Origin of the sequence: Nonomuraea guangzhouensis (assembly GCF_019396345.1) — a bacterium.
GTDB classification, from domain to species: Bacteria; Actinomycetota; Actinomycetes; order Streptosporangiales; family Streptosporangiaceae; genus Nonomuraea; species Nonomuraea guangzhouensis.
Map to the genome: position 1 here is coordinate 100,439 of NZ_JAHKRM010000020.1, position 21,538 is coordinate 121,976.

A 21,538-nucleotide genomic window follows, 5' to 3' on the forward strand; every position below is an offset into this window, starting at 1 on the left:
GTGTGTGGCCGGCTGAGTCAACCGGCCACACACCACGTCAACCGGCGATCGAGGTGCCGAAGTCGGCGCCGGCGGGTGGTTGGAGCGGCCGCAACTCGTCGGAGTTGCGGGCCAGCACCAGGACCTTGCCGGTCGGCACGGCGTCGGGCTGGCCGATGTAGAGCTTGTTGCCGCCGTACGCCAGCGACCAGCCGAACAGGCCGTCCGACGCCGGGAGCCTCTTGTCCTCGGCCGCGTTCTTGAACGACAGCACCCGTACCTCTCCCTCATAGGGCGCGCCGACGGCCACCTTGCCGTCGACCGAGGCGGCCATCGAGAACCCGAACCCCGCCCCCTGCCCCACCCGCCGCGTCGGGCGCATAGACGGGTCGTAGAGCTGGACATAGCCGTGGCCCGGCGCGGTCACCGCGAACCCGGCCCCCTCGGCGTACGCCACCGCGTAGCCGTACCTGTCTCCGGCGGCCTTGGTGGGCGAGTCGAGCTTGACCCCCTGGAGCGTCGGCGCCAGCACATTGTCGATGCGGACCGCGGCCCCCGAGTCGGACTTGCCCGCGTCGACCTGGCGGCCGGCGCCGTCGTCGTTCTCGTACGGGACGCCGACGAGCAGGCTGTTGCCCGGCCCGACGGCGAGTGACCAGCCGAACTGGTCGCCGACCTCGCCGTTGCCCGGCACCTCCGCCGAGTCCTGATTTATCCTGATCAGCCGACCGGTGCCCTCGCGCACATAGACGGAGCCCGCGTCGGCGATCTGGGCTTGGTCCTCGTACGGCGCGCCGATCGCCACCAGGCTGCCCCGGGACGCCAGGGACCAGCCGAAGTGGGCATCGCGCTGCGGCTCGGGCGCCACCAGTTGTTGCGGTGCCGGGCTGCCCCCGCCGTACACGACATAGACCGCACCAGCGTCCTTGACGCCGTCGACGTCCGCGTACGGCGCCCCCACCACCAGGTCGGCGCAGGGGTTGCCGGGATCGACCTTGGCCAGCGTCACCGACCAGCCGAGCGCGTCGCCCTGCTGAAGGCCGGGCACCGCGATCGGGATCACCTTGTCCCCGGAGAGGATGTGCACGGCGCCCTTGCCGCCGTCGGCGAACGGGTCGCCGACCGCCACGTCCTCCAGGCCGTCGCCGTCGAAGTCACTCGTACCCGAGCAGGCGGCCTTCTTGGCGGCTGCCGCGGCGGTGCCGGTCGCGAGCGTGCCGCCCACGGCGAGCGCGAGCGCCAGGAGCGCCGCACCGATCGTCTTCACAGCCGGACCTCGATCTGGTTGCCGTTCTTGAGTCTGGTGGCGGTCAGCTCCAGGGGTTTGCGATACAGCGGCATGTCGAACACGAACGCGTTGTCGATCCGGCTACCCGCGGTGATCACCGCCGGGAACGTGGCCTCCACCGGGTCGTGGCGCCCGCCTCTGTCGTCGAGCAGCGAGACGATCGGGTCGCCGATCTCCTGGCGTTCGCCTCCGGGGTTCAGCATCGTCCAGCGGACCACGCACAGCTGGCCCTGGGTCTGCGTCTTGCCCTCGAACTCCTTCAGGCCGCACTGCGGGGCCGTGACGACGATGAGCTGCGGGTCGTCGAAGGACTTGCCGAGGGCGAACCGGTGACCGACGTCGTTGGGCCGCGCCGAGGCGGTCGCCGACTGGGTCTGCGTCCGGGCGGGCGGTGTGATGTTGCGGCTGGAGGTGACGATGAGGACGCCGACGGTGACGGCGATGGCCGCCACGGCCGCGGCGGCCGCGATGAGCCAGCGGGTGCTGAGGGAGCGGCCGGGGAGGGGGGCCTGGGTGTCGTCCGTGGACAGTTCCTCGGCCTGGCGCCCCGGGTCCGTGTTGCGGGCCTGCACGCTCAACTCGTCGTTGGCGGGCTGAGGGGCCTGCTCGGCTAAGCGCTCCTTTTTGGGCTTCTTGGGCTTCTTCGGAGTCGGTTGCTGGGGGGTCGGAACCTCCCAGCGCGCCAGCTCCTCGCGGGCCGCCTGCTCCTCGCGGCGGGCCAGCTCCTGCAGATCGGCCTGCTCCTGTTGGGGCACGTCGGTCGCCACGGCCGGCCCCTTGGCCGTCGTGTCACTGGGCGGTGGCGTGGCGAACGTGGCAGTGATGTCGGGTTCGTTCACCACGTTCTGCGGCGGCTCCCAGTCGTTGAGCAGCCCGGGCGCCACCAGGGTCGGCGGATTCTCCACCGTCGCCGTCGCCGCCGGCTGGGGCGCGGCGCCTCCGACCAGGGCGATCAGCAGGTCCTGGGCCGTGGGCCGCTGGGCGGGCTCCATGTCGGTCGCCCGCCGTACCAGCTCGTCGAGCGGCGCGGGCAGCGCGCCCAGGTCGGGCGGCGTGTTCAGGACGCGCGTCGCGAGCGTGATGGGGTCGCCGCGCCCGAACGGGTGGCGCCCATTACCGGCGTACGCGATCAGGCAACCCCAGGCGAAGATGTCGGCGGCGGGAGTGACCGTCTCCCCCCGCACCTGCTCGGGCGCCCACCAGCCGGGACTGCCCAGCAGCTCGCCGGACATCGTGAACCCGGTCTCCCTGTCGAGCGCCCTGGCGATGCCGAAGTCGATCACCCGCGGCCCGGACAGCGACAAGATGACATTGGCCGGCTTGAGATCCCGGTGCACCAGCCCGGCGACGTGGATCGCCGCCAGCGCCGCCGCGACTCCCAGCGCGACGCCGTGCAGCGGCCCCGGGTCCAGCGCGCCGTACTTGGCGATCTGGTCCGACAGCGGGGTGCCGCCGATGTACTCGGTCACCATGTACGGCCGGCCGTCGCCGGTGTTGCCGTTGTCGAGCACCTGCGCCGTACAGAACGACGCCACCCGCCGCGCGTTCTCCACCTCGGCGTGAAAGCGGTCCGCGAACCCCTGCTGGTTGGCGAACTCCGCCTTCACCACCTTGACCGCGACGAACCGCCCCGTCGGTGCCCTGGCCAGGAACACCGTACCCATTCCACCCTCGCCGAGCCGCCCGAGCAGTCGGTATGGCCCGATCTCTCGCAGATCCGTCGGGCGGAGCGGCGCGGCGCCCGTTGGCTCCATCAAGGACGTCCCTTCCTGTTCCACGCCATCCTCCCCTGTGGTGCCCCCATCCGCCATCGCAGGTTCTTCGATGCGGGAGACTGGTTGGATGATGGACCTGTTGGGCCCTACAGAAATACGTATTTTGGCGGATAAGCTAAATCTTCGTCCGACCAAAAAGCTAGGCCAAAACTTCGTGATCGACGCGGGAACCGTCCGGCGCATCGTCAGAGTCGCCGGAGTCGCGCCAGAAGACGTGGTCATAGAGGTCGGGCCCGGCCTCGGCTCGCTCACCCTCGCGCTGCTCGGCGCGGCCCAGCACGTGGTGGCCGTCGAGATCGACCCCGTACTTGCCGCCCAGCTCCCGGTAACCGTCGCGGACCGCGGCCTCGGCGACAAGCTCACGGTCGTGGAGGCCGACGCCATGCGCATCGCCTCCGCCGACCTGCGAGGCCACACCCCCACCGCCCTGGTCGCGAACCTCCCCTACAACGTCGCGGTCCCGGTGGTCCTCCACCTGCTGCAGACGCTGCCGTCACTGCACAAGGGCCTCGTGATGGTCCAGTCGGAGGTGGCCGACCGCCTCGCGGCGGGGCCCGGCTCCAAGGTGTACGGGGTGCCGTCGGTGAAGGCCGCCTGGTACGCGGACGTACGACGGGCCGGGCCGGTGGGTCGGACGGTGTTCTGGCCCGCCCCTAACGTGGACTCCGGCCTCGTCTCCATGGTCCGGCGGGACCCGCCTGAGACGTCCGCGTCGCGGGAGGAGGTGTTCGCGGTGATCGACGCCGCGTTCGCGCAGCGGCGTAAGACGTTGCGGGCCGCGCTGGCCTCGTGGGCCGGCAGCCCCGCCCAGGCTGAGGCGGCGCTGCGGGCCGCTGGGGTGGATCCTTCGGAGAGGGGAGAGCAGCTGGACGTGACGGCCTTCGCCCGGATCGCCGAAGCCAAGCCCTAGATGTATCGCCCCGCTATCCCCTGAAACCTGCCTTGCCCGGCCCCCGGGGCAGCCGATCCGTTTCGCCCGGCACGCCCGCTGTCCACCGAAACCTGCCTTGCCCGGCCCCCGGGGCAGCCGATCCGTTTCGCCCGGCACGCCCGCTGTCCACCGAAACCTGCCTTGCCTGGCTCTCGGGGCAGCCGATCCGTTTCGCCCGGCGCGCCCGCTGTCCACCGAGGCCTGCGTTGTCCGGCGCCCCTGGATATCCACAGGGCCTGCCCCCGTATCCCCCGCTATCCACAGAACCCCGTTCGGCTCCCCGCCGCCTTGACCAATCGCAAGATCCTGGGGCCTCCATTCCGCACGTCGCAGGAGGCCCACCATGACCCCCCGCTCCGCCCTGACTCCCTGCCCCGCTTTGGACGCCCGCCCTGTCCTGGACGCCCGCCCTGTCCTGGACGCCCGCCCTGTCCTGGACGTCGGCCCCGTCCTGGACGCCACCCCCGCCCTGGACACCCACCCCGCCCCGGCCGCTCGCTCTACCTTGGCCACTTGCTCTGCTCTCACCTGGCTCGCGATCGGCGGCGGCACCCTCGCGGCCCTCATCGCACCCCCCAGCGCGGTGGCCGCCGCAACCGTCACCTCACCCACACCGCCGACCACCCCGTGTTTCCGCCTGATCACTCTCCCCGCCAACCCACCCGCAGCAGCCAACGACCGCGAGACGAAGCACTCTCAGGACATCCCCATCCCACCAGAGCCGTTCTTCGCTCTACCTCCTGATGCGGTAGCCCACAACAACCAGCCCATCTACGTCCTCATCCCCCTCCCCCCAGAGTCCTGCCCCACCCCCAACCCCCCAGCCCAGACCCCTCGGGACACTCCCACCAAGCCCCTGGCCAAGGGCGATGTGGCAACGGCAGCCGCCATCGACCAGCTGGGCACCCCGTTCTCATGGGGCGGCGGCGCACCAACCGGCCCCACCACAGGCATAGGCAGAGGAGCCCACACCAAGGGCTTCGACTGCAGCGGCCTCACCCTCTACGCCTGGTCCAAAGCCGGCATAAGACTCGGCCACTACACAGGCACCCAGTTCCGCCAGGGCCGCAGAGTCACGCTCGGCGACCTACGCAAGGGCGACCTGGTCTTCTTCGGCGGCGGCACCGGCGACCCCACCCACGTCGGCCTCAACCTGGGCGGAGGCGTAATGATCCACGCCCCCAAAACCGGCGACGTAGTCAGAAGAACCCCGTTCCTGACCTCCACCTACTATCGCCCCCTCTACCGAGGCGCCGTACGCCCAGGCTGACCCACAGCCCGTAGCAGGGCTCCACACACTCGGACCGCATCCGCCGATGCCCCCATTTCGCTGGGTGCGGTCCGGCTACTCACATACGGGCGCAAACTCTGACCAACCCGTCGACAAGCGGCGCAAGCAGCTCCTGATCCTCCTGCCTGGTCGGCTCATACTCCACGATCCCCAGCCCTGCCACCTCGAACCGCTCCGCCAGCGCACCGACCAACTCAAGCAGTTGATCAGGACGCAACCCACCCGGCGCCGGCGTCCCGACACTCGCGAACACCTCCGGATCCAGCACATCAAGATCGATATGAATGTAGACCGCCTTCTCCTCGACCCCGCCCCCCTGCCTACGACAGGACTCCTCAACCCCGACCGCCGACCCACGATCGACCTCTTGAGTCCCAAGCCCCGACTCACGACCGACCTCTTCAGTCCCAAGCCTCAACCCACGACCGGACTCTTGAGCCCCAAGCCCCGACTCACGACCGGACTCATGAGCCCCAAGGCTCGACCCACGACCGGACTCTTCAGCCTCAAGGCTCGACTCACGGTCGGGTTTTTCCGAGACAGCACCCTGCCCCCGATCGAGGCCTGCCGAAGCAACAGCGTCGACCAGCGCCACGGAGTCCGTCACTCCCAGATGGCACACCCCGCTCGCCTCAACGAACGCGACCTCAGCCTGATCAAGATCCCGCACCCCGGCAAGCACGATCTGCCACGGACGCACCGCCTCCTCCGGCACCAACCCCTCCGGCCCTTCCCCGGTGAGGGCCCGCAGCACCATGCCGTGAAACGCCCCAGATGGTGAGCTGGCCGGCGTATTGAGATCCCCATGAGCATCGAACCAGAGGACCACCAGCCGATCCCCGTACTTCCGCCGAGCCGCCGCCACCGGCTCCAACTCAACTCCGCAATCACCCCCGGCAGTGACCACGAGCCCATCGCCCAACTGCGACATCACCGCCCGCACCCGAGAAGCCGTGACGATCAGATCATCATCCTCCACATCAACCCGCAGCCGCCGCCCCGCAGGCACCATCCCGGCCACCAGCCGAGCCCCCTCCCGCAGCCGCTCCGCCGTACCGGACCCAGACCCCCGCCACTGCGGCACCTCAACAACCGTCACTTCCGACAAAACACTCCCTTTCGCTCAAAGACCTATATTTACCCCTATGCATCGGCCCGCCGTCCAGGTGGTCGAACGCAGGTGGCGAGCACTGCGGTTACCAACAGGAACGGCCCCTCCGCTGCCGACCTACCGCCCATCGCCGGATACTCCTCACAGCCCAGTGGGTCAGGGGTCCGCGGTTCCAGCGGGTCGGGCGGTCTCGTTGTCCTGGCAGTCCCGTCGTTTGGTCCGGCCAGCGTCTTCACACTCGTGCGTCGCTGACCTCCACGGGTACGTGCGTTGGATCGGTCCCGCACATGCTTCACCACATCTGCCGAGAATCACGTGACCAGCAAGCGAGCCGCTATAAGCTCATGACTCCTCGACAAGCTCGTGAGTCCTCGCCCCCGCCAGCGACGAAAGTCAACGACCCCCTCCTGATGGAGGGGGCTTGAGGTGCCTCAGGTGCTTTGAAGCCCCGCGTTGACCAGCCCTAGTCATCACCATTGGAGGTGCAATCCAGATGGCTACCTTTCACGCAGGACCGCAGACCCACCAGCGAATGCTTCCTCAGTTCGCTGCTCTGGAATCCGTGGGAGCAGACATGCCCGAGGGTGGGTACGAAACGGCTCACGGAGGCGCGGCAGGCCGCGCACCCGGTGTGGAAGCTGGGCGAGGGGAGATCCGCCGAAGCGCACCGGTCGGCGGGCGTCACCCCGACCCGGAGCAGTCCGGGAAGGGCGGAAGGGTCCTTACAGACCCACACGTTTTCGTTCTCGGCCGCGATGGGAAACCGTTGCAGCCCTGCCGGCCGGGCCGGGCCCGGCACTTCCTTAAAGCGGGGCGGGCGGTGGTGGTCCGGCACACCCCGTTCGTCATCCGCCTGACCGACCGCCGGGTGGCCGTCTCCACGGTGCACGGCGTTGAGGTCGGCCTCGACCCCGGCTCCAGGCACACCGGCATCGCCGTCTTCGCCGTACGCGGCGGGAGCCGTGCCGGGAAGTACAGCGTTCAACTCGACCACCGGGGCGCGTTGATCCGCGACAAGCTGACCGCCCGCTCGCACTACCGGCGCGCCAGGAGGTCGCGGAACCTGCGCTACCGCGCTCCTCGATTCCTCAATCGCACCAGACCCAAGGGGTGGCTCGCGCCGTCTCTACGGCACCGGGTGGACACCACTCTGTCGTGGGTGGCCCGGTTGAGGCGGTGGGCGCCCGTGCGCGCCGTCCACGTCGAGCGCGTCTCCTTCGACACGCACGCCATGTCGGCGGGCAGGCCGTTGGAAGGCGTCGAGTACCAGCAGGGGACGCTGGCCGGATATGAGGTCCGCCAGTACCTGCTGGAGAAATGGGGCCGGACCTGTGTGTACTGCGGCGCGGCCGGTGCACCGTTGCAGGTCGAGCACATCCACCCCAAGGCGCGCGGCGGCTCCGGCCGGATCTTCAACCTGACGCTGGCGTGCCGGCCGTGCAACCAGGCCAAGAACACTACGCCCGTCGAAGAGTTCCTGCGAAGTAAGCCCGCACTGCTGGCGCGCATCCTCAAGCAGGCCAAGGCCCCGCTACGGGACGCCGCGGCCCTCAACGCCACCCGCTGGGCGCTGTGGCAGGCGCTCACCGCGACGACTCTGCCCGTGGCCACCGGTTCGGGTGGGCGTACCAAATGGAACCGTTCCCGTACGGATGCGTCGAAGTCCCACACCCTGGACGCGCTGCACGTCGGCGAGCTCTGGCAGGTGACCGGATGGCCGGGCCGCGTCCTGGTGGTCAGGGCCACCGGACGCGGCAGCTACTGCCGGACCCGCACTGACCGGTACGGATTCCCCCGCCTGCGACTTCCCCGAGTCAAGCACGTCCACGGGTTCGCCACCGGCGACCTCGTTCGCGCCACCCTCGCCAAAGGCAAGAACACCGGAGTCCACACCGGACGCGTCGCCGTCCGCACCACAGGATCCTTCAACATCACCACCGCGACCGGCACCCGCCAAGGCATCAACCACAAACACATCCGCCTGCTCCAAAGAGCCGACGGCTACGCCTACACCACGAGCGAGGAGGCCACCATTGAACGGTGAACCTCAGGGCACACAAAGGCCCTTTGGGGCCTTCCCGCTCCCGATTCCTCCCCGGCGTGAACGCCGGGGTATCCACGGAAGGTTCTGATGAGTTCGGTTACCGTACGGGTGCCCGCGAAGGTCAACGTGCAGCTATCCGTCGGACCGCTCCGCGAAGACGGCTATCACGACCTGGTCAACGTGTTCCACGCGGTATCGATCTTCGACGAAGTGGTCGCCAAGGAGTCCGAGTCGATCACCGTCACGGTGGAGGGAAACTGGGCGGACCGGGTCCCGCTCGATGACGAGAACCTCGCGATCCAGGCCGCGAGAGCCCTGGCCAAGCACGCAGGCCGCACTTATGGCGTGGCGCTGGTCATCAAAAAGGCCATTCCCGTGGCCGGTGGCATGGCCGGCGGGAGCGCCGACGCGGCGGGGGCTCTGGTGGCCTGCAACGAGTTGTGGGGGCTTGGCCTGCCGTTCGAAGATCTCATGGAGATCGCCGGTGATCTGGGTAGTGACGTGCCCTTTTCGATGCTCGGGGGCACGGCGGTTGGGATCGGCCGGGGCGAACAGCTCAGCGAGTTGCCGACCGGTGGTCAGTTCCACTGGGTGTTCGCGGTGGCGGAGGGTGGGCTGTCCACTGCCACTGTCTACGCCGAATGCGATCGGCTCCGCGCCGCGACCAGCGCCGAAATCCCCTGGCCACAGTTGAGCGACCCCCTGCTGGAGGCGCTCGGCTCCGGCGACGCCCGCAAACTGGGCGCCTACCTGACGAACGACCTCCAGCCCGCCGCCCTGAAGCTCCGCCCGCAACTGGCCCACACCCTCGAAGCCGGCCGCGAGCACGGCGCACTCGGCGCGATCGTCTCCGGCTCAGGTCCCACCTGCGCCTTCCTCGCGACCGACGCCGCCCACGCCGACCAACTGGCCACCGCCCTCTCCACCACCAACGTCACCCGCACCGCCATCCCCGCCCACGGCCCTGTCCCTGGTGCGGTAGTGGTCTAACACCGTCAGCGCTTTACGCCCCTCTAGGGTGCGATGGGACTGTTCGGAAGGATGGAAGCGCTGCCAGAGGGGGTAGAGGGCAGCGCGGGGCCGCATGAATGGCCCTTCCGCCCGCCCGGCCGCTCGCCACGTCCTGCTTCCCGGCCGTTCGTGCGCCTCTCCGGCTGCTCGCCCGTCCGCCCGGTTGCTTCTCCGCTCGTCTGGCCGCCCGTTCGCTGATTGGGGGACACTCCCGGCGTGGTGGCCGTGGTGGAAGCGGTGGAAGCGGTGGCGATTTGGAGTGGCGGGGCGTATGGCGGCGGTCCGCCGGCTTGAGTCGTGAGGGCTTGGGTCCTGGGCCGTGAGGGCTTGAGTGCAGTGATGCGTTGCGACTGGGTTTGGGGGATGGTGGCGGCTTGGTGCCGTCACCACAGCGTCGCGCGGGCCGATACCCTGGTAAGGCCATGAATCTGGTAAATCTCGAGTCTGTTTCCCATGCCTACGGGCCCAAGCCGCTGCTCAGCGACGTCTCCCTCGGCGTCGAGGTCGGCGAGCGCATAGGTGTCGTCGGACGTAACGGCGGCGGTAAGACCACACTTCTGTCGGTGATCTCGGCGGATGTCCGGCCGGACAGCGGCCGGGTTACCCATACCCGGGGGCTACGGGTGGGCATGCTGACGCAGCATGACGCGCTCGATCCGGCGATGCCCATCCGGGAGATCGTGCTGGGTGAGAAGGCCGAGCACGAGTGGGCGGGGGATCAGGGCGTCCGCGAGATTCTCAGCAATCTCATCGGCGATCTCGATCTCGAGGCCAAGGCGGGTGACCTGTCCGGTGGTGAGCGGCGGCGCACCGCGCTGGCCCAGTTGCTCATCGAAGAGCACGACCTGATCATGCTCGACGAGCCGACCAACCATCTCGACATCGAGGCCATCGCCTGGCTCGCCGGTCATCTGTCCGGACGTAAGAGCGCGCTGGTGGTCGTGACGCACGACCGGTGGTTCCTCGACGCGGTCTCCACCAGGACGTGGGAGGTCGTGGACGGGCGAGTCGAGCGGTATGAGGGCGGTTACGCCGCATACGTGCTCGCGAAGGCAGAGCGCGCACGCATCGCCCAGGCCGCCGAAGAACGCCGTCAAAACCTCATGCGCAAGGAGATCGCCTGGCTGCGGCGCGGCCCGCCCGCGCGTACGTCGAAGCCCAAGTTCCGGGTGGAGGCCGCCCAGGCGCTGATCGCCGACGAGCCGCCGGCTCGCGAGAGCGTGGAGCTGCTGCGGTTCGCGGCGGTCCGGCTCGGCAAGACGGTGTACGACCTCGAAGACGTCACCCTGCACGCCGGAGGCCCCGGCAGTGGGCCGCTGGTGCTCGACGACTGCACCTGGCAGTTCGGGCCGGGCGACCGGGTCGGGCTGATCGGCGTCAACGGTTCCGGCAAGTCGTCCGTGCTCCGGTTGCTCGCCGACACGGTCCAGCTCGACTCGGGCCGGATGACCAGGGGCAAGACGGTACGTCTGGCGCACCTGTCGCAGGAGCTGGCCGAACTCGACCCCACCCGCCGGGTGCTGGAGACGGTCGAGGAGATCCGCAAGTACATCCAGGTCGGCAAGAAGGAGTGGTCCGCCTCCCAACTGCTCGAACGCCTGGGCTTCAAGGGCGAGGCGCAGTGGAAGGTCGTCGGCGACCTGTCGGGTGGCGAGCGGCGGCGGCTGCAACTGCTCAGGCTGCTCATGGACGACCCCAACGTGCTGCTGCTCGACGAGCCGACCAACGATCTCGACATCGAGACCCTGAACGAGCTCGAAGACCTCCTCGACGGCTGGCCCGGCACGCTCATCCTGGTGAGCCACGACCGCTACTTCCTGGAGCGCGTCACAGACAAGTGCGTAGCCCTCCTGGGCAACGGCAAGCTGTCGTTCCTTCCGGGGGGCGTGGACGAATACCTGGCCCGCCGCGCCCAGGGCACCGCCCTGACAGCGCGAACGACCTCACTCCAGCCCACTCCCGCACAGATCCAGCCCGCAGCCCCCCAAGAGGGCATGTCGGCCAAGGAGGAACGAGAGCTCCGCAAGGAGCTCAACCGCCTCGAACGCCAACTCGACCGACTGGGCGACCAGGAAGCCAAGCTCCACGCCGCAATGGCGGACGCGGCCAGCGACTACGCCAAACTAGGTTCCCTGGACGCCCAGCTCAGAGACATCCTCGACCAAAAGGACACCGTCGAAGCCGAGTGGCTCGAACTCGCCGACCGACTGAGCGACTGACGGTCTTAAGCGGTTGAGAGACTGAGCGGCTGACTTGGAAGCAGGCGGCCCAAACGCTGCCGCAGCGGCAAACGGGTGGTCGGCTTTAGAAGAAGGCGCCCAAGTACGTACGCGCCGTAGCGGCATGCGGGTGGCACGCGGGCGTCTGGCTTCCGAGGCAGACGCCCGAAGAGCGAGCAGCGACGGTCTACGGGTGAAGGGCTCCGGAGCAGACGCCCGAAGAGCGATCGGTACCGTCTACGGTGACGGGCTTCCGAAGAAGGCGGCCAAGAACGAGTCGTTACGGCGAGCACCCCGTGAGCCTTCACGACCGGCGCTTGACGGTCGCGCGCCAACGACGGTGGGGCGGGCAACCCATGCGAAGCCGTACAAGAAAAGAAGCCGTAAGGAGAGAACTCCCGCAAATGGCGGCCCAACTCGCCGAAGACAGCGGCCGGGACGTCATCAGCCCTCTCTGAAACGCGAGCCCACGAAACGGGCCACGAAACGGGCCACGAAACGGGCCACGAAACGGGCCACGAAACGGGCCACGAAACGGGCTAGGAGTCGAAGGGAGCGAGCAGGGTGCGGAGCAGGGCGGACAGGGTGCGTTGGTCGTTGGGGGCCAGGGCGGCGAGTAGGGCGTGCTCGCGTCGCAGCAGATCCGCGAACGCGGCATCCACCCGCGCCAACCCGCTCTCAGTGAGCGACACCAGCACCCCCCGCCGATCCTCCGGATCCGGCCGGCGCCGGACCAGGGACGCCTGGGCGAGCCGGTCGATGCGGTTCGTCATCGTGCCCGAGGTGACCAACGTGGCGCGGATCAGCGCCCCCGGGCTCAGCTCGTACGGCTTGCCCGCCCGCCGCAGCGCCGTCAGCACGTCGAACTCCCACGGCTCGAGATCGTGCTCGGCGAACGCGGCCCGCCTGGCCCGGTCGAGATGCTTGGCCAGCCGCGAAACCCGCGACAGCACCTGAAGCGGCTCCACGTCGAGGTCCGGGCGCTCCGTCCGCCAGGCCGCCACCAGCCGGTCGACCTCGTCCCGCGGCTCTCCGTTCACCACACCGCCTTGCTATGAGATCGCCAGCTCGGGAAGAGCTCGTCCTGCGTCATGCCTCAGATTGTACTGTCTTGACATCGAGATACATATCTCGATATCAATAATCTCTATGTCGAGAGATATCTGGGATCCCACAACGTACGCCAGGTACACCGACGAGCGAGCACGCCCGTTCTTCGAGCTGACCGCCAGAATCGGCGCCGACAGTCCCGATTATGTCGTGGACGCCGGCTGCGGCACCGGCGAACTCACCGTCGAACTCGCCCGCCGCTGGCCCCAGGCTACCGTGGACGGCTTCGACGCCTCCCCGGCCATGATCACCGAGGCCCGCCGGCACCAGCAGATCAGGTCCACGGTCGCCGACGTCACCACGTGGCGCCCCGACCGGCCGGTGGACGTGCTGGTCTCCAACGCCGTCCTGCAATGGGTGCCCTCGCACCGCGACGTGCTGGAGCACTGGATCGACTCGCTGAGCCCGGGCGGCTGGCTGGCCTTCCAGGTACCGGGCAACTTCAACGCCCCCAGCCACGTGGCGATCCGCGAGCTCTGCGCCTCGCCCGCGTGGTCCGATCGGCTCGGCGACTTCGATCGGGGCAGCCCGGTCGACGACGCCGCCGGCTACGTCGACTTCCTGCGCGGCTGCCGGGTCGACGCCTGGGAGACGACGTACGTCCACCTGCTCGAGGGCGACAACGCGGTGCTGAACTGGATCTCCGGCACCGCCCTGCGCCCGATCTTCGACCGGCTGGACGCCGACGAGCAGAAGAAGTTCACGGCCGAGCTGGCGCAGCGGCTCGACGAGGTTTATCCGGCCAAGCCGTACGGCACGCCGTTCCCGTTCCGGCGCATCTTCGTGGTGGCGCAGAAACATCAGCAGCAGTGATCACGGGCCTGCACCATGTCCAGCTCGCCGCGCCCGCGGGGAGCGAGCCGCTGCTGAGGGAGTTCTACGGGGGAGTCCTCGGGCTCCAGGAGGTCCCCAAACCGCCTGATTTGGCCAAACGTGGTGGCGTCTGGTTTCGTGGCGAGGGCGTGGAGGTGCATCTCGGCATCGAGGACGACTTCCGGCCCGCCAGGAAGGCGCACCCGGCGTTCCTGGTGGACGACCTCGACGCGTTCGGCACAGAACCCCCCGACGACCTGCTCCCGGGCTACCGCCGGATCTACCTCACGGACCCGGTTGGGAACAGAATCGAGCTACTTCAAGAAGTGTGAAGTTCATCCAGTGGTGGCATGATTGTCCAAATCGGCCAAGGCTGTGAGGTGCTGTGGGCATCGAAATCGAGGACAAGTTCGACGTTTTTCCCGACTACGCGGTACCCGACCTGAGCAAGCTGGCGGAGATCTCGGGCCCGAAGAGCTATCAGCTCGTGGCGCTCTACTACGACACGCCCGACCTGCGGTTGGCGACCCGGGGCATCACCCTCCGCCGAAGACGCGGCGGTGATGACGCGGGCTGGCATCTGAAACTGCCCAAGGCCAAGGGCGTCCGCCAAGAGATCACCCGCCCGCTCACCCGGAGCACCAAGATCGTGCCCCCCGAGCTCGCCGAACTCGTCCGCGCCTACACCCGCGGCGCCGAGCTCCAGGTGGTGGCCGAGCTCGACACCCGCCGGACCGTCACGCTGCTGCGCGCCGCCCCGACCGGGCTGGTCGAGATCGCCGACGACCGGGTCAAGGGCACGGTCTACACCAGCAGGCCAGAAGAGCCCAGGGTCGTGCGGTGGCGCGAGGTGGAGGCGGAACTGCTCGAAGGCGACCAGGCCCTGCTCGCCAAGGTCGGCAAGCGGCTCATGAAGGCCGGCGCCACCCCGTCGGAGGCGACCAGCAAGCTCGCCAGGCTCCTCGAACCCCCGCCCCCCGCCCAGGCCGTGACAAAGGACGGCACGGCAGGCCAGGTCATCGTGAACTACCTGGCAAGCCAGGTAACAGCCCTCCTCTCACAGGATCCCCGAGTACGCAGGGCGGAAGAGGACGCCGTCCACCAGATGCGCGTCGCCGCCCGCAGGCTGCGCAGCGCGCTCAAGGCGTTCGACACCATCATCACCGGCACGAAGCGAGTCCAGGACGAGCTGCGCTGGCTGGGCAACGTGCTCGGCGAGGCCCGTGACCTGGAGGTGATCAGAGCCAGGTTCGCCCGCGAGCTGGCGGTGCTGGCCCCCGAACTGATCACCGGCCCCATCCTGGCCAGGCTCGGCGACGACCTGCTCGCACGCGAGCACGAGGCGTACGAGCGCATCAAGGAGACCCTCAGCGGCGAGCGCTACTACGCGCTGCTCGACGCCCTCGACACGCTCACGGCCAGGCCGAGGCTGACCAAGCCCGCGGCGAAACCGGCACAGGACAAGCTCAGTGACGTGGCCGCCGGCAACTGGGACCGGGTGACCAAGGCCTACGACACCGCCCAGGCGATCTCCGACCCCGAGCGCCGCGAGATCGCCATGCACGACGTACGCAAGGCGGCCAAACGCGCCCGCTACACCGCCGAAGCCCTCCAGCCCACGCTCGGCAAGAGCATGGCCAAGCTGGCCAAGCACGCCACGGCCGTGCAGGAGGTGCTCGGCACGCACCAGGACGGTGTGGTGGCGCAGGAGACGCTGGCCAAGGAGGCGGAGACCGCGCGCCAGGCAGGCGAGGACACCTTCACCTACGGCGTGCTCATCGGCCTCGAACGCGGCACGGCGGAGCGAGCACACGCGGACTTCCCCAGAGTCTGGGCCGAAACAGTGGAAGCCATCGGGAAACTACTATGAGTGACTTACCAGTCATACCTTTCGAACGACACGACGCGCTCGAGGTCCCCGCGGCCTATCGGGAGCTGCGGGCCGAGAAGGGCATCACCCGGGTGCGGACCCGGGTGGGCGGTGAGGTCTGGCTCGTCAGCGGCTACGAGGACGCCCGAAAGCTGTTCGCCGACTCCCGGCTCGGGCGCTCGCACCCCGAGCCGGAGAAGGCCGCCCGCGTCTCCGGCTCCGCGCTGCTCGGCGGCCCCCAGGGCGAGAGCGCGACCGAGAAGGCCGACAACGAGCGGATGCGCAAGCTGTTCATGCCCTCGTTCTCCGCCCGCCGGATGAAGGCGCTCAGCGACCACGTGGGCGCCCTGGTCGACGAGCGGCTGGAGCACCTGGCCGGGCTGACGCCGCCCGCCGACCTGCACGCCGAGCTGTCCTTCCCGCTCCCCGTGCTGGTCATCTGCCAGCTGCTCGGCGTCCCCTTCGAGGATCGGGGCTACTTCAGCGGCGTCTCCGCCCGCATGGGTGACGTCGCGGACGAGGCCAAGGGCATGGCGGCGCGCGAGGAGCTGAGCGCGTACATGGCCGGGCTCATCGACCGCAAACGGCACGAACCCGGCGAGGACGTCCTGTCGGACCTGGCCGATGTGCTGGACGACGACGGCAGGATCGCCCAGCTGGCCGGCGGGCTGCTGTTCGCCGGGCACGAGACCACGGTGAACCGCATCGACTACGGCGTGCTGTTCCTGGAGGCCAATCCCGACCAGCTCGCGCTGCTCAAGGCCGACCCCGGGCGGGCGCCCGCCGCCGTCGAGGAGATCCTCCGCATGGCCTCGCCCAGCCTGCACGGCCTGCCCCGCTACGCCCACGACGACATCGAGATCGGCGACGTCACGATCCGCAGGGGCGAGGCCGTGCTGCTCATGCCGGGAGCGGCCAACAGGGACGAGCGGATCTACCCCGATCCCGACACCTTCGACGTGGGCAGGGCGTCCAGCGACCCGCACCTGAGCTTCGGGTACGGCCCGCGCTACTGCATCGGCGCCAGCCTGGCCAGGGTGGAGCTGGAGGCGGTGTTCAGCCGGCTCTATCAGCGCTTCCCCGACCTGCGGGTGGCCGTGCCGTTCGACAAGCTGCGGCGCAACGAGGGCCGGATCACCGAAGGGGTCGCCGAACTGCCCGTCACCTGGTGACCGGTCAGGTCGGGTAACGCTCCACGCTGACGACCCGCTCGCCCAGCCGGTGCAGCACGGCGAACGCCCCCTTGCGCAGGTGCACGTCCTTGCCGCTGAGCGACTGGATCAGGTCGGGCAGCACCTTGCCGTGGCTGCACACGGCCGCCGCCGTCCTGAGCTCCTCGACCAGCGCGGTCGTCTTGTCCGGGTCGTGGTGCTCCTCGCTGAGCAGCGGCTCGGTCCTGATGTCCGCGCTGTACGGCTGGAGCGTCTGAACACACCTGAGGCTCGGCGAGCTCACCAAGGCCTCGGGGCGGTAGGCGGGCAGCACCCGGGCGATGGTCTCGGCCTGCGCCCTGCCGTCCGTGTCGAGGGGACGCAGCGCGTCATCGCCCTCCCACGCCTGCCTGGAGCCCGCGGAGCCATGACGTACCAGGACAAGGGGGACGGTTTCGAGCGGCGCCGCCTCCAGCGAGTGGAGCAGGCCCGCGTCCCACTCCCAGGTGAGGAGCTCGCGGGCGCGGTCGAGCGGCAGCCAGCGCATCTCGTCCACCTCGTCGCCGGGGGTGAACGCCACGCTCTCGGACGTGGCCTGGGCCGCCCAGTAGTCGACCCGCTTGAGCCGGTCCGTGATCAGGTAGTGGACCGGCGGCAGGGCGCGGCCGAGCGCCGTGACCAGGCCCGTCTCCTCGCGTACCTCGCGCAGCGCGGCGGCGATCACGTGCTCGCCGTGCTTCAGCTTGCCCTTGGGGAAGGTCCAGTCGTCGTAGGCCGGGCGGTGGATGACGGCCACCTCGGGGCGGCGCTCGTCACCACGCCACACCACGGCTCCGGCGGCACGGAGCGGGTCAGTCATCAACGGTCCTCCAGCGGCGGGTGCCGATCAGATGGCTCTGCAGGTCCTCGCCCGGATGTCGCACCCAGGTTCCGTCGGAGTTCAGCTGCCACGCGCTCGTCGTGTCAGCGGTGGCGACGTCCATCAGCTCGATGAGGTACGCCCTGTGCTGCTGGCTGGTCACCTTGACCAGGGACTCGACCCGGCGTTCGAGGTTGCGGCGCATCAGGTCGGCGCTGCCGATCCACACCTCGGGCCGCCGGCCCAGGCCGAACTCGTAGATGCGGGAGTGCTCCAGGAAACGCCCGAGTATCGACCGTACGCGGATATTTTCCGACAGATCCGGAATCCCGGGGCGGAGGGTGCAGATGCCCCGCACCCACAGGTCCACCTGCACGCCGGCCCGCGACGCCCGGTAGAGGGCGTCGATGAGCGGCTCGTCCACCAGCGAGTTCGTCTTGATCCTGATGCGCGCGGGACGGCCCGCCTCCTGGTGGGCGATCTCCCGTTCGATTCTGGCCATCAGGCCGCCGCGCAGCGAGTGCGGGGCGACGAGCAGCCTGCGGTAGGCCGAGTGGTTGGAGTAGCCGGTCAGGTGGATGAACAGGTCCGTGACGTCCTCGCCGACCAGCGGGTCCGCGGTGAGCAGGCCGAGGTCCTCGTACTGCCTGGCCGTCTTGGGGTTGTAGTTGCCCGTGCCGATGTGGCAGTAGCGGCGCAGTTCGCCGGACGGCTCCTGCCGTACGACCAGGGCCAGTTTGCAGTGTGTCTTCAGCCCGACCACGCCGTAGACCACGTGGCAGCCGGCCTTCTCCAGCTTGCGCGCCCACTCGATGTTGGCGTGCTCGTCGAAGCGGGCCTTGATCTCCACCACCACGACGACCTGCTTGCCCGACTCGGCCGCGTCGATCAGCGCGTCGACGATGGGGGACTCGCCGCTGGTCCGGTAGAGGGTCTGCTTGATCGCCAGGACGTTCGGGTCCTCGGCCGCCGCCTCGATGAAGCGCTGCACGCTGGTGGCGAACGAGTCGTAGGGGTGGTGCAGGAGCACGTCCCGCTCGCGCAGCGCCGCGAAGATGTCGTCATCCGCCAGCACGGCCTCCCTGGGGACGAACGGCCGGTAGCTCAGCTCGGCCCGGTCCAGATCGGCGAGGGCGTGCAGCCCGGTCAGGTCGAGCGGACCGGCCAGCCGGTAGATCTCGTGCGGCGCGACTTCGAGCTCCTCGACCAGCAGGTCGAGCACCTCGGGCGTGATGGTGTCCTCGACCTCCAGCCGTACGGCCGGGCCGAAGCGGCGGTTCTTCAGCTCCCGCTCCAGCGCCTGCATGAGGTTCTCGGTGATGTCCTCGTCCACGTCGAGGTCCTCGTTGCGGGTCACCCGGAAGGCGTGGTGCTGGACGATCTCCATGCCCTTGAAGAGCTGCCCCAGATGTGCCGCGATGACGTCCTCCATCGGCACGAACCGGTCCTTGGAGGCGGTGACGAACCTGGGCAGCTGCGACGGAACCTTGACCCGCGCGAACACGGTGTGATCGTTCGCCGGATTCCTCACCAGGACCGCCAGATTCAGGCTGAGTCCCGAAATATACGGAAATGGGTGTGCAGGGTCGACGGCCAGCGGCGTCAGCACCGGCCGGATCCGCTCCCTGAACAGTTTGCGCAGCTCCGTACGCTCCTCGCGGCCCAGGTCGTCCCACCGGACGATCTCGATGCCCTCGGCGGCCAGTTGCGGGCAGACCTGCTGGTGGAAGACCGCCGCGTGCCGCTTGGCCAGCTCGTCGGAGATCGCCGCGATCCGGGCCAGCTCCTCGCGCGGTTTCAGCCCGCTCTTCGTCCTGAGCAGCAGCCCGGTGGCCATCCGCCGCTTCAACCCGGCCACCCGTACCCGGAAGAACTCATCCAGGTTGCTGGCGAAGATCGCCAGGAAGCGCACGCGTTCGAGCAGGGGCAGGGTCGAGTCTTCGGCCAGTTCCAGAACGCGCTCGTTGAACTGCAGCCAGCTCTCCTCGCGGTTGAGGAACCTCTCTTGTGGCAGGGGGAGATCGCTCTCAGGACGAAGTGGTTCCGCGGACATATGAGAAATATGCCCCATTTGGTTGAACAGAACGTGAACGACCCGGCAACGGCTTATTCTGCCTGGTCAATCTGCTCCAGCCGGGCGGCGCGTTCGGCCAGGCGAGCTTCCCGCTGGCGCAGCTTCTCCTCGCGCTCGCGGGCCTTCTCGGCGTCCTTCAGCAGCTTCTCGCGCTCCTTCAGCTCGCGGACCCTGACCTTCTCGGCCTCCTTGAGCTCCCGCTGGCGGGCCTTCTCGGCCTCCTTGAGCTCCTTGTCGCGGGCCTTCTCCAGCTCGCGCTGCTCCTTCTCGCTGGCGCGCGGCACGGCGACGACCGGGTGGGCGCGCCCGGTCGCGGTGATGGCCGGGTGCGGGTTCAGCCCGGTCAGGCCGTTCCAGGCCAGGTTGACCACATGGGCGGCGACTTCCTCGCGGCCCGGCTTGCGTACGTCGAGCCACCACTGGCCGGTCAGCGCCACCATGCCGACGAGCATCTGCGCGTACATCGGCGCCAGCTTGGGGTCGTAGTTGCGAGAGACGAACTCGTCGGCCAGTACGTCCTCGACCTGGCTGGCGATCTCGCTGATCAGGCTCGCGAACGTGCCCGTGCCCGAGGCGGCGTGCGAGTCGCGCACCAGGATGCGGAAGCCCTCGCTGCTCTCCTCGATGTAGTGGAGCAGGGCCAGGGCGGCCCGCTCCAGCTTGATCAGCGAGTGGGAGGCGGACAGCGCCTCGGTGATCATGCTGAGCAGCTTCTGCATCTCGCGGTCGACCACGACCGCGTAGACGCCTTCCTTGCCGCCGAAGTGTTCGTACACCACCGGCTTCGAGACCTGGGCCGTTGCCGCTATCTCCTCGATGGAGGTCCCGTCGAACCCCTTCTCGGCGAAGAGCGTACGGCTGATCTGGATCAGCTGCTCTCTTCGTTCCCTGCCAGTCATGCGCCTGCGAGATCGGGGTTCGGTCACGGTTTCCATAATGGCGGTGCTCGATGACTGACCGGTCATCAAAGAGCCGGTCATCAAGGAGCCGGGGTCATCCAATGCGCTTCGCCGCCAGGCGTTCGGGGGTCGGCCAACGTACGTCGTACACCCAGCCGAGCCGCTCGAAGATCCGGATGACCTCGGCACTCAGGTCGATCTGGCCCTTCAGCGCGCCGTGCCTGGCGCAGGTGGGGTCGGAGTGGTGCAGGTTGTGCCACGACTCGCCGAAGGAGGGGATGGCCAGCCACCAGACGTTGCGCGACTTGTCGCGGACCTGGAAGTCCTCCTCGCCGAACACGTGGCAGATCGAGTTGATCGACCAGGTCACGTGGTGCAGCAGGCCGATGCGGATCAGCGAGCCCCAGAACAGCGCGGTCACCGCGCCCTGCCAGGACCAGGTGAGCAGGCCGCCGAGGATGCCGGGCAGCAGCAGCGAGGTGAGGGCCAGCGGGCCGAACCACTTGTGCAGCTTGACGACGTCGTCGTCCTTGACCAGGTCGGGGGCGTACTTCTCGCGGTTGGTCCGGTCGGCGTCGAACATCCAGCCCATGTGCGCGTACAGCAGGCCCTTGGACAGCGACTTGAAGCCGGGGCCGAAGCGCCACGGCGAGTGCGGGTCGCCCTCCTTGTCGGAGAACTTGTGGTGCTTGCGGTGGGTGGCCACCCAGTCGAGCACGGACATCTCCAGCGAGAGGCTGCCCGCGATGCCCAGCGCGATCTTCAGGGGGCGCTTGGCCTTGAACGAGCCGTGCGTGAAGAAGCGGTGCAGACCGACGGTGACGCCGAGGCCGGTCACGACGTAGAAGACGAAGGCGATGACGATGTCGGTCCAGCCGAGCCCCCAACCCCATGCGAACGGCACTGCGGCCACGATCGCGATGATGGGCAGCCCCACGACGAGGGCGAAGGTGACGAGCTCGGCCTTGGTCCGGGGTTCGGGTTCGACGTCGGGCTTCGGTCCGGGGGACGTGCGCTCGGCGATAACGGTCATGGGCTACCTCTCACGACATATATGAGAACGAATGTCCTGGCTACGCCACCGTAACCTACGCCATCGTAAGTTAGTAAGAC

The 21,538-nt window shown here is 68.8% G+C and carries 17 protein-coding genes; 9 read left to right on the forward strand and 8 right to left on the reverse strand.

Annotation, left to right across the window (positions count from 1 at the left end; translation table 11 throughout):
- Window positions 1-37 precede the first annotated feature (37 nt).
- A complete protein-coding gene (locus KME78_RS66490; protein ID WP_219534017.1) occupies window positions 38-1,246 on the reverse strand; it encodes an FG-GAP repeat protein in 1,209 nt (402 codons plus the stop codon).
- Window positions 1,243-3,021: a serine/threonine-protein kinase gene (locus tag KME78_RS36555; RefSeq protein ID WP_219534018.1), complete on the reverse strand. Its 1,779-nt coding sequence runs from the start codon at window positions 3,019-3,021 to the stop codon at window positions 1,243-1,245. The genes KME78_RS66490 and KME78_RS36555 overlap by 4 nt, the downstream gene beginning before the upstream one ends.
- Window positions 3,022-3,091: 70 nt before the next feature.
- Between KME78_RS36555 and rsmA the strand changes: the two genes are divergently transcribed.
- Together rsmA and KME78_RS36565 are read left to right on the forward strand one after the other, a co-directional pair.
- The gene (gene rsmA / locus KME78_RS36560) at window positions 3,092-3,952 is read left to right on the forward strand and encodes a 16S rRNA (adenine(1518)-N(6)/adenine(1519)-N(6))-dimethyltransferase RsmA (protein ID WP_372455016.1); all 861 of its coding nucleotides are present in this window, start codon (window positions 3,092-3,094) and stop codon (window positions 3,950-3,952) included.
- Between the two features lie 364 nt (window positions 3,953-4,316).
- Complete coding sequence (locus tag KME78_RS36565; protein ID WP_219534019.1) at window positions 4,317-5,243, forward strand: C40 family peptidase; 927 nt, start codon at window positions 4,317-4,319, stop codon at window positions 5,241-5,243.
- Between the two features lie 79 nt (window positions 5,244-5,322).
- Here the strand turns inward: KME78_RS36565 and KME78_RS36570 are convergent, their stop codons facing one another.
- On the reverse strand, window positions 5,323-6,363 hold the full coding sequence (locus tag KME78_RS36570; protein WP_219534020.1) for an arginase family protein: 1,041 nt from the start codon (window positions 6,361-6,363) through the stop codon (window positions 5,323-5,325).
- 586 nt (window positions 6,364-6,949) lie between these two features.
- Here KME78_RS36570 and iscB point away from each other — a divergent pair.
- The 3 genes from iscB (at window position 6,950) to KME78_RS36585 (ending at window position 11,649) form a co-directional block, all read left to right on the forward strand.
- Window positions 6,950-8,419: an RNA-guided endonuclease IscB gene (iscB, locus tag KME78_RS36575; protein WP_219534021.1), complete on the forward strand. Its 1,470-nt coding sequence runs from the start codon at window positions 6,950-6,952 to the stop codon at window positions 8,417-8,419.
- Window positions 8,420-8,506: 87 nt separating this feature from the next.
- Window positions 8,507-9,409, forward strand: a complete 903-nt coding sequence (locus tag KME78_RS36580; RefSeq protein ID WP_219534022.1) for a 4-(cytidine 5'-diphospho)-2-C-methyl-D-erythritol kinase — start codon at window positions 8,507-8,509, stop codon at window positions 9,407-9,409.
- 443 nt (window positions 9,410-9,852) lie between these two features.
- Complete coding sequence (locus KME78_RS36585) at window positions 9,853-11,649, forward strand: ABC-F family ATP-binding cassette domain-containing protein (protein ID WP_219534023.1); 1,797 nt, start codon at window positions 9,853-9,855, stop codon at window positions 11,647-11,649.
- Window positions 11,650-12,188: 539 nt separating this feature from the next.
- On the opposite strand, the gene KME78_RS36590 is transcribed toward KME78_RS36585, so the two are convergent.
- On the reverse strand, window positions 12,189-12,689 hold the full coding sequence (locus KME78_RS36590; protein WP_219534024.1) for a MarR family winged helix-turn-helix transcriptional regulator: 501 nt from the start codon (window positions 12,687-12,689) through the stop codon (window positions 12,189-12,191).
- Window positions 12,690-12,798: 109 nt separating this feature from the next.
- On the opposite strand from KME78_RS36590, the gene KME78_RS36595 reads away from it, so the two are divergent.
- Genes KME78_RS36595 through KME78_RS36610 form a run of 4 tightly spaced genes read left to right on the forward strand, consistent with a single transcriptional unit; the run spans window position 12,799 to window position 16,614 of the window.
- Window positions 12,799-13,572 carry a trans-aconitate 2-methyltransferase gene (locus KME78_RS36595; RefSeq protein WP_246652698.1) on the forward strand — a complete coding sequence of 258 codons (774 nt, stop codon included), beginning with the start codon at window positions 12,799-12,801 and terminating at the stop codon, window positions 13,570-13,572.
- The gene (locus KME78_RS36600) at window positions 13,569-13,904 is read left to right on the forward strand and encodes a VOC family protein (RefSeq protein ID WP_219534025.1); all 336 of its coding nucleotides are present in this window, start codon (window positions 13,569-13,571) and stop codon (window positions 13,902-13,904) included. The genes KME78_RS36595 and KME78_RS36600 overlap by 4 nt, the downstream gene beginning before the upstream one ends.
- Before the next feature lie 53 nt (window positions 13,905-13,957).
- Window positions 13,958-15,442 (forward strand): CYTH and CHAD domain-containing protein, encoded by a 1,485-nt coding sequence (locus KME78_RS67425; protein WP_219534026.1) that lies wholly within the window; start codon window positions 13,958-13,960, stop codon window positions 15,440-15,442.
- Window positions 15,439-16,614, forward strand: a complete 1,176-nt coding sequence (locus KME78_RS36610; protein ID WP_219534027.1) for a cytochrome P450 — start codon at window positions 15,439-15,441, stop codon at window positions 16,612-16,614. The genes KME78_RS67425 and KME78_RS36610 overlap by 4 nt, the downstream gene beginning before the upstream one ends.
- Before the next feature lie 4 nt (window positions 16,615-16,618).
- Here the strand turns inward: KME78_RS36610 and KME78_RS36615 are convergent, their stop codons facing one another.
- The 4 genes from KME78_RS36615 to KME78_RS36630 are packed head-to-tail and all read right to left on the reverse strand — an operon-like array spanning window position 16,619 to window position 21,458.
- The gene (locus tag KME78_RS36615) at window positions 16,619-17,452 is read right to left on the reverse strand and encodes an NUDIX hydrolase (RefSeq protein ID WP_219534028.1); all 834 of its coding nucleotides are present in this window, start codon (window positions 17,450-17,452) and stop codon (window positions 16,619-16,621) included.
- Window positions 17,445-19,505 (reverse strand): RNA degradosome polyphosphate kinase, encoded by a 2,061-nt coding sequence (locus tag KME78_RS36620; protein ID WP_219534029.1) that lies wholly within the window; start codon window positions 19,503-19,505, stop codon window positions 17,445-17,447. The genes KME78_RS36615 and KME78_RS36620 overlap by 8 nt, the downstream gene beginning before the upstream one ends.
- Before the next feature lie 53 nt (window positions 19,506-19,558).
- Window positions 19,559-20,461, reverse strand: coding sequence for a TetR/AcrR family transcriptional regulator (locus tag KME78_RS36625; RefSeq protein WP_219534030.1), 903 nt, complete (start codon window positions 20,459-20,461; stop codon window positions 19,559-19,561).
- A gap of 58 nt (window positions 20,462-20,519) precedes the next feature.
- Complete coding sequence (locus KME78_RS36630) at window positions 20,520-21,458, reverse strand: acyl-CoA desaturase (RefSeq protein WP_219534031.1); 939 nt, start codon at window positions 21,456-21,458, stop codon at window positions 20,520-20,522.
- Window positions 21,459-21,538 lie beyond the last annotated feature (80 nt).